A 13712-nucleotide genomic window follows, 5' to 3' on the forward strand; every position below is an offset into this window, starting at 1 on the left:
GCCGCTGGCAGGATAAGCTCTTCCAACATGCAGCCGAAAAAAACCATTCACCGCACAAGGGATACGTCTGTCCAAATTTAGGGGGAGAAATTGAATGGGTACTGCTAAAGGTTGTTCATCACAGCTACCAACCTTTCATTTCCAATTCTGGAGTTGCTTTTAGCCCCCTAAACTGCTGCTTTCAATATTGAAATGGTGCTTTTTGAACAGGCTCTTATAGCTTCGCATCAACCTTGATAAACGCGCTGGTGCTTGTAAGACAAGGACGGTGTAGCCGTTTATCCTGGTTTGCTTTTGGAAGCGTCCCCGAGAGGACTCGAACCACTATCTGTCCTTTAGGAGAGGACTGCTCTATCCTGTTGAGCTACGGGGACACGATACCGAATAACTGCTATTATAGCATACCGCTGCGTACGAAGAAAGATCAACCTTGTGGAAAAAAATTTTGCAGCATCTATGCATAAAAAGCCCTTCAATCCATCGGATTGAAGGGCGGTTACATTCGTCGGAATGGTCGAGACGACAGGATTTGAACCTGCGACCTCTTGGTCCCGAACCAAGCGCTCTACCAAGCTGAGCCACGTCTCGAATTTAAAATACGATACGGTTATTTTATCATAGATTTTGATTCTTTGTAAAGAGAATGAAGCGTCCCGTGCAGGCTCTTGCCTCCTATTCCTTGCCCCGCAGCTTCCGGAAAAAGCTGGTCAAGAGCGCTGCGCATTCCTCCTGCATCACGCCGCTAATGACCTCCACCCGATGATTGAACCGGTCCTCCTGAAGCAAATTCATCAGCGTCCCGGCGCAGCCCGCTTTCGGGTCGGGGGTGCCGTAAACGACGAGAGGAACGCGGGCCTGGACGATGGCTCCCGCACACATGGGGCAGGGCTCCAGCGTGACGTACAGCCTGCAGTCTAGGAGCCGCCAAGCGCCCAAATGCTCGCTGGCCTCCTTGATGGCGATCAGCTCGGCGTGCGCGAGCGGGTCGCGCGTCGTTTCGCGAAGGTTGTGGCCGCGGCCGATGATTCGGTCCCCGTGCACGACGACGGCACCGATCGGTACCTCCCGCAGCGCTTCCGCTGTCAAGGCCTCTTCAATCGCAGCCCGCATATAAGGAAGATGATCTTCCGGAGTAAGCAATACATACACCTCGTTCCAGGATTGTGGACAATGCATCGAACAAATATTCGTTGTTAACATGCTGTGGATAAGGCTGTGGATAACAGCTCCCTTACCAGCTATCATTGTAGGCAAAAAAGCGAGGAATAGCAATAGTTCAGCCGTATAAAAGAGTTATCCACAGGACTGGGAAAATGTGAATAACGAATGGCGAATATGTACATTAAGTAAAGTCCTGTTCATTTCTGTAAATCCGGTTGCTTAGGGAGCATTCCAAAGATATAATGGGGGTGAGTCTAGGACGTACTACCTACATATGACTAAAAAAATGGGCCATATGGACTTCATCCCGGTATGAATCAAGGCAAACCTGCCGTACGACAGGAAAGCAAAGCCGAGGCTAAGGTTCCGTAAGGAGCTAAGGCAACCTGGACGCCGGACCACTGATGGTGAAGCGGTTGTGTCTCCTTTTCTGCCTGGTAGCCGGCCTATTTTTTGCAGCCAAATATCTTTGCGAGAGGTGGGTTGACGAATGACAGGACATGGCGCTTCCGCCAAAACGTATGAGATGTCCAATGAGAAATATAAAAGCAAGGGGGGCATTCTGCTCCATAGCCGTACGGTTGTCGAGAAGAGTAATTTTGTCTCCACCGGCGTGCTGACCTATGCGGAGGGAGATATTATCGAAATCGAGATGACCGAATATAAGGCGTTCGAGCTGGGAGATTCGGTTAAGCTGACGGTGTATTCGCCGGGAGGCATTTATGTCTTCACATCTACCGTTGTCGCCAAGGACCATGGTTCGCTCATGATCATCAATCCGCCTCAAAATCAGAAAAGGTTCGCAGAGAAAAGGGAAAGCCCGAGGATTGAAGTGAACCAGAACGGCGCAATCGTGGCATTCACCCCTATCGGAGGGGAGAAGCGGGAGCTTCCGGAGAAGGTGGAGCTGGACCTGAGGAACATCTCGATCAGCGGCATCGGATTTACCGTTCGAAGCGAAATGAGCTTCGGCAGCGAAGTAATCGTCGACGCCGAACTGGATTTGGGTTTCGTGCTGCCGGTCAAGGCGGAGATCGTCCGCTCGGAAGAAACCGAACAAGGCTTCTATTACGGAGCCCGGTATGTGGACCTGCCTTCGGACCGAGTGAATTCCCTGCGAGCTTTCGTACTGAAAAAGCAGGTGGAGACGCACTTCAGCCTGAAACGGATCGAACAGGGGAAACGTATATTTAAATAACGCCTTGCGACGGTTGCCTTGTCAGGGGGCTGTCCTGCTGCATATGCTGAACCAAAAGCAGCTAGGAGGTGCAGCCGTGCCTTTTGTCATGAAATATACGATCGTTCCCCGCTACTTGCCGGCCCCGAGCCTAAGAAGGCCGAATCTTCCCCTGGATCCTTGCCGGTTCATGGTTGCGCACGACACCGGGAATCCCGGATCAACCGCGTCCGCCAACGTGAGCTATTATACGAGCACCGCTAACGACATGTCCTCTTCCGCCCATCTGTTCGTGGATGACAAGGAAATCCTTGAATGCATACCGTTCCTGACCGGACCGCCGGAGAAGGCCTACCATGTCGTCTACAACGTGACTACGGACAACGAACGATACGGAGCGGATGCCAACGACGCGGCCGGCGCGGTGGAGCTCTGTTACGGCGGAGGCATCAATTTGAACGAAGCTTACAGCCGCTACGTATGGGTCATGGCTTATGCCTGCTATACGTACGGGCTCCATCCGCTGACGGACATTGCCGGACATTATATGCTGGATCCGGCGCGCCGGACCGACCCGCTGGAGCCGCTGCGGCAGCTTGGGAAAAGCTTCGACGACTTTCTGCAGGACGTTGCAAAGGAGCTTCGGGACAGCACGCTCCCCGAGAATACGAATGAGCTTACGGCAGAGGATGCGAACAAAATGATCGCGTTTTTATCCGCCGCATATTATGCGACGAAGGATCCTGCCGCCCGGGCCGAATTTCACCGGCTGGCCAATGAATTGAGGCGTATTTCGGGACAGCCTGCGGAATAATGGACGAACCCTAGAATAGAAGATTGGCCGGCTTTCCCGCTGCGGGAGGGGCGGTTTTTTTGTACGTGGGCAGCCGTCGGCGGCTTCCGGCTAAATGCTGGTAAGCGCCTGAAATACGTGACATGGGGACGGACCATATGGTATAATCTAAAGTTAGGATTTACCTAGATGAACATTAAGGAGTTGTCCTTGGTCATGGCATTAAAAGCAGGGATCGTCGGACTGCCGAATGTCGGCAAGTCTACGTTATTCAATGCAATTACACAAGCGGGTGCGGAATCCGCGAACTACCCGTTTTGTACTATAGATCCGAATGTCGGCGTCGTTGAGGTGCCGGATGCGCGTCTCGACAAGCTGGCCGAAATCGTAACCCCGAACCGTATCGTGCCGACGGCTTTTGAATTCGTCGATATCGCCGGCATCGTGAAGGGTGCGAGCAAGGGCGAGGGGCTCGGGAACAAGTTCCTTGCTCATATCCGCGAGGTCGATGCCATCGTGCACGTCGTGCGCTGCTTCCAGGACGAGAACATCACTCACGTCTCGGGTAAAGTCGACCCGATCAGCGACATCGAGACGATTAATCTGGAGCTGATCCTCGCGGATCTGGAGTCCGTAGAGAAGCGGATCGACCGCTCCCGGAAAAATATGAAGGGCGGGGACAAGAAGTACGCCCAGGAAGTGGAGGCGCTCGAGCGGGTCAAAGAAGCGCTCTACAACGATAAGCCGGCGCGCAGCGTGGAGCTCAGCGAGGACGAGAAGCTGCTGCTTCGCGACCTGCATTTGCTGACCATGAAGCCGGTGCTCTACGCGGCTAATGTGAGCGAGGCCGAAGTGGCCGATTCCGAGGGCAATCCTTACGTACAGAAGGTGCGCGAATACGCGGCGCTGGAAGGCGCGGAAGTGGTGCCGATCAGCGCGAAGGTGGAGTCGGAGATCGCCGAGCTTGAAGGGGAAGACAAGCAGATGTTCCTCGAGGAGCTCGGATTGCAGGAATCCGGCCTCAACCGGTTGATCAAGGCGGCTTACAAGCTGCTCGGATTGTATACCTATTTCACGGCCGGCGTGCAGGAAGTGCGCGCTTGGACGATCAAGAACGGAACGAAGGCGCCGCAGGCGGCCGGCGTCATTCATACGGATTTCGAACGCGGCTTTATCCGGGCTGAAGTGGTGGCCTACGACGCGCTCGTGAGCTCCGGCTCGATGAATGCGGCGAAGGAAAAAGGCTTGCTTCGTCTCGAAGGCAAGGAATATGTGGTTCAGGACGGCGACGTCATGCACTTCCGTTTCAACGTATAGCGACTGCGGCATCGGCTAGGCCTTGCCCGAACAGCATGCTAGCCGTTGGGACGGAAGGTGGTTCTTAGTACGATATTGGGTTGAATTACGAATACGTGAAAGAAGGAAGGGAACGACCATGTTAGACCGTTTGCAGGCATTGGCGGACCGGTACGAGAAGCTCAGCGAGCTGCTGTGCGATCCGGACGTGACTAGCGATACGAAGAAGCTCCGCGAGTTTTCCAAGGAGCAGTCCGATCTGCAGGAAACGTATGACGCTTATATGGAGTATAAGAGCGTGACGGAGCAGCACGATGCCGCGCGCGCCATGCAGAATGAGAAGCTCGACGACGAAATGAAGGAGCTCGTCAAGATGGAGCTCGAGGAACTGACCGAACGCAAATCGGAGCTGGAGGAGCGCATCAAGGTATTGATGATGCCGAAGGATCCGAACGACGATAAGAACGTGATCGTGGAAATCCGCGGCGCGGCCGGCGGGGATGAAGCGGCCCTGTTCGCAGCGGACTTGTACCGCATGTACACGAAGTTCGCGGAAACGCAGGGCTGGCGCGTAGAGGTGCTCGATTCGAGCACGAACGACCTGGGCGGCTTCAAGGAGATCATCTTTATGATCAACGGTAAGGGCGCCTACAGCAAAATGAAGTTCGAGAGCGGCGCACACCGCGTTCAGCGCATTCCGACGACGGAATCCGGCGGCCGGATTCATACGTCGACTTCGACCGTCGGCGTCATGCCGGAGATGGAGGAGTTCGACGTGGAGATCCACGACTCGGACATCCGCGTGGATACGTTCTGCTCCAGCGGCGCGGGCGGACAGTCCGTCAACACGACCAAATCGGCCGTGCGTGTAACGCACGTACCGACGGGCATCGTGGCGACATGTCAGGACGGCAAGTCGCAGAACAGCAACAAAGAGAAGGCGCTGCAGGTGCTGCGGGCGCGCATCTTTGAGAAGATGCAGCAGGAAGAGATGGAGAAGTACGGCGCGGAACGTAAAAGCAAGGTCGGCACGGGCGACCGCTCCGAGCGGATCCGGACGTACAATTTCCCGCAAAGCCGGGTGACCGATCACCGCATCGGCATGACGCTGCACCGTCTCGATGCCGTGCTGAACGGCGACATGGGGGAAATTGTTTCGGCGCTCACCATTGCCTCGCAGACCGATCAGATGGAAAAAGGAGAATACGCCGCCCATGTCGATTAATCGTCCGGCGACCCTTCGTGAAGCCTATGTTGAGGCTTCTTCTTTTTTACGGCGGAGCGGGGTGCTGGAGCCGGAATCGAACGCGCGGCTCTTGCTGGAGCATCTGCTCGGCGAGAGCCGCACCGGGCTCTTCCTACGCTGGCCGGAGCCGTTCCCGCGGGAGCGGGAGGCGGACTGGCAGCGGCTGCTCTCGCGCAAGGCGAGCGGCGAGCCGGTGCAGTATATCATCGGGGAGCAGGAGTTCTACGGGCTCCCCTTCACGGTGACGCCGGCGGTGCTCATCCCGCGGCCGGAGACGGAGCTGCTGGTCGAGCAGGTGGTGCGGCTCGGACGGCAGTTGTGGGGGGACGGCACCGTACCGGCGGGAGAGGGCGGAGGGCTGAGCGGGAACCGCGGAAGGACGGCTGCCGCTGCGGAGCCGGATAGCGCGTGCGGTGCAGGGCAAGCGGGCGTCGCGGGATTCGGAAGCGGCGGACCGCGCATCGCCGACGTCGGTACGGGAAGCGGGGCGATTGCGGTGAGCCTCGCCGTGCAGTGCCCGGGCTGGCGAGTGACGGCTTCCGACATCTCGCTGGAGGCCCTGGAGGTGGCGCGGGGGAACAGCCTGCGCCACGGGGTGGCGGAGCGGGTCGCCTTCGTGGAAGGGGACCTGCTCCGCCCTTGGATCGAGCGCGGTGAGCCGCTCGATGCGGTTGTATCCAACCCTCCGTACATCCCGGAGGGGGAGGAGCCGTCGCTGCAGCCGGAGGTGAGGCTGTATGAACCGCATACGGCGCTGTTCGGCGGCGCGGACGGGCTGGAGCCTTACCGGCGGCTGACGGCACAGCTGGGCGAGCTGGCGAAGCTGCCGCAGCTGGTGGCCTTCGAGGTCGGCCAAGGGCAGGCGCCAGCGGTCCGAAGCCTGCTGGAGCAGACCGCGAAGTGGGATGAAATGCTCGTCGTCTCCGATCTTGCAGGAATCGAACGGCATGTGATCGCCTATCGGAAAAAATCATAGAAGACCAGGTTTAGACTCTCGCAAACCGGAGCATACTCTTTACTAGAGTGCAAGATTGCGAGAGGGGTTGCTCGAGATGGTCAAACGGTTTGCGTGGAGACGTTATGCGTATGTGGGGTTTGCCGTGCTGATCCTGCTTGTCTGCTGGGAATCGAACCGCACCAATGAGCTGCTGTATGCGGCCGCCGCGGAAGCGAACGTGAACGGTCCGGCCATCCCGCAGGACGCGATCCGCATGCGCATTCTGGCCAACTCCGACGCTCCGATGGACCAATGGATCAAACGCGAGGTTCGCGATGCGATCATGGAAGAAATGAAGACCTGGGTCGCCGATCCGCAAGGGATCGAAGCGGCGCGGGATGCGATAACGGCACATCTCCCCGAGATCGAAGCGGTCGTCAGCCGAACGCTGAAGATGAACAGGTTCGAATATGGATATAAGGTAGAGCTGGGCGACGTTCCGTTTCCCGACAAAATGTACGGCAACCGGCTGTACCCGGCGGGCAAATACGAGGCGCTGCGCGTGTCGCTCGGCAAGGCGGAAGGGCAGAACTGGTGGTGCGTGCTGTTCCCTCCCCTCTGCTTCGTCGATTCCGGGCTGATCGCCAAGAAGAAGACGACGGCGACCGCTTATGCCGAGCCTGCACCAGCGAAGGCGGCTTCTGAGGCCAAAAACGACAAGGCGGCCAAGAGCGGAAAAGCGGCGGCTTCGGACAAGCCGGCCGCAGAGCAAGGGAAATCGGCGGGCGCTGCTCAAGCTCATGGGAAATCCGCCGCCGCGCAAGACAAATCGGCTTCTCTGGCAGCCGAAGAGAAGAAGACGGGCGCACCGCAGCCGGAAATTCATTTCTTCCTGTGGGATTTGCTCAAATCGATCTTCGCATAGCAAGCAATCAATTGACAATGATAGAAGGACGGAGTCCCATGACAAAGCTATGGCATGTTAATGCGGAGCAGCCTCAGCCGGAATCGCTTCAAGAGGCGGCGGCGCTGCTCGCCGCAGGCAAGACGGTAGCCTTTCCAACGGAAACCGTATACGGACTGGGGGCGGATGCCCGGAATACGGAGGCGGTCCGGAGCATCTTCGAAGCCAAAGGCCGGCCGTCCGACAATCCGCTGATCGTCCATATCGCAGACCGGTCTCAGCTGGAGGTGCTCGCCGCTCCTCCGGCCGAGGCCGTTTCGCGCTTGCTGGACGCGTTCTGGCCGGGACCGCTCACCATGGTGCTGCCGGTACGGCCCGGCGTCTTGTCCCCGCTGGTTACCGCGGGGCTATCCACAGTCGGGCTTCGCATGCCGGACCACCCTGTGGCGCTGCAGCTGATCGCCGCTGCAGGCTGCCCGGTCGCGGCTCCGAGCGCCAACCGCTCGGGGCGCCCGAGCCCCACACTGGTTTCACACGTACAGGAGGACCTTGAGGGCCGCATCGCCGGCATCGTCGACGGGGGACCGACCGGAGTCGGCCTGGAATCGACGGTGGTGGAGTACGTCGAAACGGTTGCGTCAGGCTCAGCCTCAGCTTCAGGCGCCATCCAGGGTGTGCTCCACATCCTTCGGCCCGGGGGCATCACGGCGGCGCAGCTTCGCGCGGCGCTGCCGGACGTGCCGGTGCTCGGCGCCGCCGAGGCCGAGTCCGAAGCCGCCGAGGCGCCGCGCGCACCCGGCATGAAGTACGCGCACTACGCTCCGCGCGGCGCGATGGTGCTCGTTCAGGGCGACGCCCCTGAACGGGTGCTCGCTCGCATCCAGCGCGAGCTTGATCAAGCCCGCTCGCGCGGGGAGCGCACCGGCGTCCTCACCTACGGCGAGCACGCCGCCGCCTACCGCGCGGACCGCGTCGTCGCCTGCGGCCGGCTGAGCGACCTGGAATCGGTCGCCCAGGGCCTCTACGCGGCGCTCCGCGAGTTCGATGAAGCCGGCATCGGCTTCATCGCGGCCGAGGCTTGCCCCGAGGACGGACTCGGGGCCGCCATCATGAACCGGCTGCGCAAAGCCGCCGGCGGCAACATCCTCGAAGCCTAGCCCGTATCATGGCCCTCCGGCCAAGCCCGTAGCATGTTTCCCGCCTTGTCCGCATATGTTGGTTAGGAACAGGACAGGGAGGTTGAGGACGCGTGGATTTCTTGTCGCCGCTCATATGGGGGCAGCTGTTGACCATTTGGATTATGGCGGTGGCTCTCGGTCTGGATGCGCTGTCGCTCGGGCTAGGAATCGGGATGAGGGGCGTCCGGAAACGAACCATATTGAAAATCGGAAGCATCACCGCCCTGTTTCACATCTTGATGCCGCTGGCCGGGATGACGATGGGCGGCTATCTCAGCGCTATCCTTGGCCATATCGCAACCATTTGCGGCGGTGTGCTGCTGGCGCTGCTCGGGGCTCACATGGTATATGCTTCGTTCCGGGCGGGAGAGGAGAGGCCGATCAATTATTCCTCCTTGTGGGGGATCATATTGTTTTCCTTCAGCGTAAGCGTCGATTCCTTCTCGGTCGGCGTATCTCTCGGGATGTTCGCCGGCGACCGTACGCTCACGGTGCTGATGTTCGGCGCGATGGGCGGCGTGATGTCCATCGCCGGCCTGCTGCTGGGAAGAAGGGTGGGCCGCTGGGTAGGAGATTACGGAGAGGCGATGGGCGGCGTCATTCTGCTCGCCTTCGGGTTGATGTTCATTCTGTAGCCCCGAACTTGTGCCGGCAGCAACCGGGGCCCGCCTCTCCATATTTCTCCGAAAATGAGGTACAATAAGAGGCAGCAGCTCCTTTTGCATTCAGGGGTACGCACCGCTGACAGCGGGCTTTTCTTAATCCTGGCAGAAAGGCAGGGATTCCCGATGAAGAAGATCTTGTTTGTATGTACCGGAAATACCTGCCGCAGTCCGATGGCGGAGGGGATGCTTCGCAGCATGCTGGCCGAGCAAGCCTTCGGTTTGATGGAAGTCAAATCCGCCGGCGTGGCGGCTTATGACGGCTCTCCGGTATCGGACCATGCGGTAACGGTTCTGAAGAATAAAGGCTGTTCCGTGACCGGAGGCTCGACGCCGCTCACCTCTTCCATCGTGGCATGGGCCGATTTGATCTTAACCATGACCTCCAGCCACAAAAGGCATACGATTCAGCTGTATCCCGAATCGGTAGATAAGGTGTTCACGCTGAAGGAATTCGTGCATGACGATACGGATGCATCCAAGCGGGAAGAGCTTCAGGGACTGTTGACCGAGCTGCAGCTGAAGCGTGCGTTGTCGCAACCGATTACTGAAGAGGAGCGGACCCGGCTGTTGACGCTAGAGAAGGAGCTTCCGGGGCTCGACATTTCCGATCCGTTCGGCGGCTCGCTGCGGCAGTATCAGGCTTGCGCCGAGGAAATCGAGACGTGCCTGAAAAAGCTGCTGGCCAAATGGAAAGACTGAGCCTGCCCGCGGCAGCGCGATTTTAACCGATTCGGGCTTTACAGTTCACATGGAATCGGATATGATGAAGGAAGAAGAACAAGACCCGGTGTAACTGGCGACGAGTGGGAACAACCACAGTGGAGCATCGGGATATACGGCCGGTCGCCTGGGCAAAGAGCATCGCACCTGCGGATTACGCATGCGTCATGCTCTTTTTTCGTTTTTACGCCGCGTTTGGGGTATAATGGAGACGAACTCAAGGTAGGAGGCGAACGTATTTATGAAGATTGCAATGGGCGCGGACCATGCGGGTTTTCGGCTCAAGGACGAACTGAAGAGCTATATCGAATCGCTCGGGCATACCGTAGCCGATCTCGGCTGCAACTGCGCGGATTCGGTGGACTATCCCGATTATGCGCTGGCGGTATGCGATCAAGTCGTGTCCGGGGAAGCGGACAAAGGAATTCTGATCTGCGGCACGGGCATCGGCATGACGATCGCGGCCAACAAAGTGCCGGGCATTCGCTGCGCCTTGGTATCCGATCTGTTCTCGGCCAAAGCGACGCGCGAGCATAACGATACGAACGTGCTGTCACTCGGAGAGCGGGTGATCGGGCCGGGCGTAGCGCAAGAAATCGTGAAGATATGGCTGGAGACGGAGTTCTCGAACGGAGAGCGTCACCGGAACCGGATCAATAAAGTCAAGGCGCTCGAAGATAAATATGCAATACATCCTTAATCCTGCGAGCAGGAAAGGAGAACGGACCTATGGAACAGGAATCACGGAATGACTTGCTGGAGAACCTATGTTTCCACGTGGAACAAAATGTACGCGAGCTGGTCGCGGCGGGAGGCATCCGTACGGGACAGCTGGTGGTGTTCGGAACAAGTACAAGCGAGGTCCTGGGCCGTCATATCGGGACATCGGGCAGCGAGGAAGTAGCCCGCCGCATTTTCGAGGCGGTGGCCAAGGTTCGTTCGGAAGCGGGATTTTACCCCGTGTTCCAATGCTGCGAGCACTTGAACCGGGCCCTCGTGCTGGAGCGTGCGGCGATGGAGCGGTACGGGTTGGAGCAGGTAAGCGTCATTCCCGTGCCGAAGGCCGGGGGCTCTATGGCAGCCTACGCTTACCGCCATCTGCCTGACAGCGTAGTAGTCGAAACGGTTCAAGCGCATGCGGGGATCGATATCGGCGGCACGCTGATCGGCATGCATCTGAAACAGGTGGCGGTGCCCCTTCGCCCGACGCATCGGATGATCGGCCATGCTCCCGTGCAAATGGCTTACACCCGGCCAAAGCTGATCGGCGGCGTGAGAGCGGTATATACGCTAGATACGAAGCCATCGGACACAACCTGTGATTAAATTTTTTATTGATATTTCATTCATCGACCATTACCGAGGAGGAGTCCAATAATGGAACATTTGCGCAAACAAGATCCAAAGATCGTTGAAGCTTTAAACCTGGAGCTCGGCCGCCAGCGCGATAAGATCGAGCTGATCGCATCCGAGAACTTCGTCAGCCAGGCTGTTCTGGAGACGATGGGCACCGTATTGACGAACAAATATGCGGAAGGCTACCCGCACAAGCGCTACTACGGCGGCTGCGAATACGTCGATATCGTGGAGGATATCGCTCGCGACCGCGCTAAGGAGTTGTTCGGCGCAGAGCATGCGAACGTACAGCCTCACTCCGGCGCGCAAGCGAACATGGCAGTATACCTCGCAGCCGTTCAACCTGGCGAGACGATTCTCGGCATGAATCTGGCCCATGGCGGCCATCTGACGCACGGCAGCCCGGTCAACGCTTCCGGTATCTTGTACAACTTCGTGGCTTACGGCGTGAGCGAGAAAGACGCCCGCATCGATTACGACGAAGTCCGCAAGGCAGCCTTCAAACATAAGCCCCGCCTGATCGTAGCCGGCGCTTCCGCTTATCCGCGGATCATCGACTTCGAAGCGCTGGGCCAAATCGCAAACGACGTGGGCGCGCTGTTCATGGTCGACATGGCGCACATCGCGGGCCTTGTAGCCGCAGGCTTGCACCCGAATCCGGTGCCGCATGCGCATTTCGTTACGACGACGACGCACAAAACGCTTCGCGGACCTCGCGGCGGGATGATTCTGTGCCGCAAGCCATGGGCTGCCGCGATCGACAAAGCGGTATTCCCTGGCTCGCAGGGCGGTCCGCTGATGCACATTATCGCAGCGAAGGCCGTTTCTTTCGGCGAAGCGCTCCAGCCGGAATTCAAGACCTACGCCCAGAACGTCGTGAAGAACGCGCAGGCACTAGCGGAAGGCTTGGCCGCGGAAGGCATCAACCTCGTTTCCGGCGGTACGGACAACCACTTGATGCTGATCGACCTCCGCAACCTGAACATTTCCGGTAAAGATGCGGAGCACCTGCTGGATGAAGTAGGCGTAACGGTGAACAAGAACGCGATTCCTTTCGATCCGACCAGCCCGTTCGTAACGAGCGGCATCCGCGTAGGTACGCCGGCGGCGACTTCCCGCGGCATGGACCAGGAAGCGATGAAGACGATCGCGAAAATCATCGCCCTGACCCTCAAAAATCCGAGCGATGGGGCGGTTCATGAGAAGGCCCGCGGCATGGTGAAGGATTTGACGGCGCAATTCCCGCTGTACGCAGGCCTCAGCTATTAATCAAAAGCCGGTTCTTCCTTTGGGGGAGCCGGCTTTTTCTCGTTCCTGAAGCGCTTGTGATACAATAAGCTGGAATTCAAAATCCGCTGCGGAGGTTATGAGCATGAACGAGCTGCTGAAGAAGATGAATTTCAAGAATCAAGACCGCCTCCTGGTTCTTAACGCGCCGGAGGAGTTCGAGCCGCATTTGGCGGCGTTTGCGGAGTTTCTTGAGGTCATCCGGGAGCCGGAGCACGGAGAGCGTTATCCTTTCGTACTTACTTTTACGAGGAATGCCGAAGAGGTCAAACAGCTTACACCGCTGGCAGGGGAGCATATCGCGCCTGAGGGCTTGTTCTGGTTTGCATACCCGAAGGGGACTTCCAAAAAGTACAAGAAGCCCGATATTTCCCGCGACCACGGCTGGGAGCCGGTGAAGGAGCTGGGCTTCGAGGGAGTGCGCCTGATCGCCATCGACGACGATTGGTCCTGCATGAGGTATCGGGAAGCGAAGTAAGCTTTTCTCAGGGGCGCGGGTCCGGCAGAATGATCGATTTTGCTGCGTTTCCGGAAGGGAAATGCTTCGTCCGTGTGGAATGGAATGAGAAACTCATTTCATTCAAGGGGGATGGATATGGCTTCTGCTGCAACCGAGCGAAACGGCACGTATACCGCCAGGGACGGGGCGGAGCGGAGCTGCCCTATAGGCATTACGAGGGGAATTCGGACAAGGTGCTCGTATTTCTTCACGTCATCAGCGAGCCGAGCCTTTATTTGCGCATATTCGGAGAAGCTGTCGCCTGCGCCGGTCTCGCGACCGTCTATTTGCCCGATTTGAGGGGCTACGGGACGAATCCGGCCAAGCGGGGACACATCGATTACATGGGCCAGCTGGATGACGACCTGGAGGACTTGATCGTTCATATCCGGCAGGCCCATCCTGACGCCCGTGTCATTCTGGGAGGGCATTCGGCCGCGGCGTGACGGCGATCCGGCAGGCGGTCAAGCCCGTATCCGCCGATATTGCCGCT

The 13712-nt window shown here is 58.2% G+C and carries 16 protein-coding genes, 2 tRNA genes and 2 riboswitches; of the genes, 15 read left to right on the forward strand and 3 right to left on the reverse strand.

Annotation, left to right across the window (positions count from 1 at the left end):
* Nucleotides 1-191, forward strand: a 191-nt coding sequence (locus tag O9H85_RS20740) for a hypothetical protein (protein WP_269883330.1), incomplete at its 5' end; no start/stop codon positions are given.
* Nucleotides 192-301: 110 nt separating this feature from the next.
* Here O9H85_RS20740 and O9H85_RS20745 read toward each other — a convergent pair.
* The 3 genes from O9H85_RS20745 to tadA all read right to left on the reverse strand — a co-directional run bounded on the left by O9H85_RS20745 (nt 302) and on the right by tadA (nt 1140).
* Nucleotides 302-374: transfer RNA gene (locus O9H85_RS20745), tRNA-Arg, on the reverse strand.
* Nucleotides 375-511: 137 nt separating this feature from the next.
* Nucleotides 512-588, reverse strand: a tRNA-Pro gene (locus tag O9H85_RS20750).
* Nucleotides 589-672: 84 nt separating this feature from the next.
* Nucleotides 673-1140: a tRNA adenosine(34) deaminase TadA gene (gene tadA, locus O9H85_RS20755; RefSeq protein ID WP_269883331.1), complete on the reverse strand. Its 468-nt coding sequence runs from the start codon at nt 1138-1140 to the stop codon at nt 673-675.
* A gap of 332 nt (nt 1141-1472) precedes the next feature.
* Nucleotides 1473-1559, forward strand: a riboswitch (cyclic di-GMP riboswitch).
* A 92-nt stretch (nt 1560-1651) separates the two neighbouring features.
* Here tadA and O9H85_RS20760 point away from each other — a divergent pair.
* From O9H85_RS20760 to O9H85_RS20825, 14 genes are all read left to right on the forward strand, one after another.
* Nucleotides 1652-2359, forward strand: coding sequence for a PilZ domain-containing protein (locus tag O9H85_RS20760; protein ID WP_269883332.1), 708 nt, complete (start codon nt 1652-1654; stop codon nt 2357-2359).
* A 43-nt stretch (nt 2360-2402) separates the two neighbouring features.
* A complete protein-coding gene (locus O9H85_RS20765) occupies nt 2403-3152 on the forward strand; it encodes a peptidoglycan recognition protein family protein (RefSeq protein ID WP_269883333.1) in 750 nt (249 codons plus the stop codon).
* A gap of 195 nt (nt 3153-3347) precedes the next feature.
* Nucleotides 3348-4448 carry a redox-regulated ATPase YchF gene (gene ychF, locus O9H85_RS20770; protein ID WP_269883334.1) on the forward strand — a complete coding sequence of 367 codons (1101 nt, stop codon included), beginning with the start codon at nt 3348-3350 and terminating at the stop codon, nt 4446-4448.
* A gap of 118 nt (nt 4449-4566) precedes the next feature.
* A complete protein-coding gene (prfA, locus tag O9H85_RS20775; protein WP_269883335.1) occupies nt 4567-5652 on the forward strand; it encodes a peptide chain release factor 1 in 1086 nt (361 codons plus the stop codon).
* A complete protein-coding gene (locus O9H85_RS20780) occupies nt 5642-6649 on the forward strand; it encodes a N5-glutamine methyltransferase family protein (RefSeq protein WP_269883336.1) in 1008 nt (335 codons plus the stop codon). Before prfA ends, O9H85_RS20780 begins: the two co-directional genes overlap by 11 nt.
* A gap of 76 nt (nt 6650-6725) precedes the next feature.
* On the forward strand, nt 6726-7535 hold the full coding sequence (spoIIR, locus tag O9H85_RS20785; RefSeq protein WP_269883337.1) for a stage II sporulation protein R: 810 nt from the start codon (nt 6726-6728) through the stop codon (nt 7533-7535).
* Nucleotides 7536-7573: 38 nt separating this feature from the next.
* A complete protein-coding gene (locus tag O9H85_RS20790) occupies nt 7574-8671 on the forward strand; it encodes an L-threonylcarbamoyladenylate synthase (protein ID WP_269883338.1) in 1098 nt (365 codons plus the stop codon).
* Between the two features lie 92 nt (nt 8672-8763).
* Nucleotides 8764-9327 (forward strand): manganese efflux pump MntP, encoded by a 564-nt coding sequence (locus tag O9H85_RS20795; RefSeq protein WP_269883339.1) that lies wholly within the window; start codon nt 8764-8766, stop codon nt 9325-9327.
* A gap of 153 nt (nt 9328-9480) precedes the next feature.
* On the forward strand, nt 9481-10056 hold the full coding sequence (locus O9H85_RS20800; protein WP_269883340.1) for a low molecular weight protein arginine phosphatase: 576 nt from the start codon (nt 9481-9483) through the stop codon (nt 10054-10056).
* Nucleotides 10057-10136: 80 nt separating this feature from the next.
* Nucleotides 10137-10217: riboswitch (ZMP/ZTP riboswitch) on the forward strand.
* Nucleotides 10218-10318: 101 nt separating this feature from the next.
* Nucleotides 10319-10777 carry a ribose 5-phosphate isomerase B gene (gene rpiB / locus O9H85_RS20805; protein WP_269883341.1) on the forward strand — a complete coding sequence of 153 codons (459 nt, stop codon included), beginning with the start codon at nt 10319-10321 and terminating at the stop codon, nt 10775-10777.
* A gap of 29 nt (nt 10778-10806) precedes the next feature.
* Complete coding sequence (locus O9H85_RS20810) at nt 10807-11403, forward strand: TIGR01440 family protein (protein WP_269883342.1); 597 nt, start codon at nt 10807-10809, stop codon at nt 11401-11403.
* A 51-nt stretch (nt 11404-11454) separates the two neighbouring features.
* The gene (glyA, locus tag O9H85_RS20815; protein WP_269883343.1) at nt 11455-12702 is read left to right on the forward strand and encodes a serine hydroxymethyltransferase; all 1248 of its coding nucleotides are present in this window, start codon (nt 11455-11457) and stop codon (nt 12700-12702) included.
* A 103-nt stretch (nt 12703-12805) separates the two neighbouring features.
* Nucleotides 12806-13198 carry a hypothetical protein gene (locus tag O9H85_RS20820; RefSeq protein ID WP_269883344.1) on the forward strand — a complete coding sequence of 131 codons (393 nt, stop codon included), beginning with the start codon at nt 12806-12808 and terminating at the stop codon, nt 13196-13198.
* A gap of 29 nt (nt 13199-13227) precedes the next feature.
* A complete protein-coding gene (locus tag O9H85_RS20825; RefSeq protein WP_269883345.1) occupies nt 13228-13665 on the forward strand; it encodes an alpha/beta hydrolase in 438 nt (145 codons plus the stop codon).
* The last annotated feature ends 47 nt before the right edge of the window (nt 13666-13712 follow it).

It is taken from the genome of Paenibacillus gyeongsangnamensis (assembly GCF_027533625.1).
Lineage (GTDB): Bacteria > Bacillota > Bacilli > Paenibacillales > NBRC-103111 > Paenibacillus_G > Paenibacillus_G gyeongsangnamensis.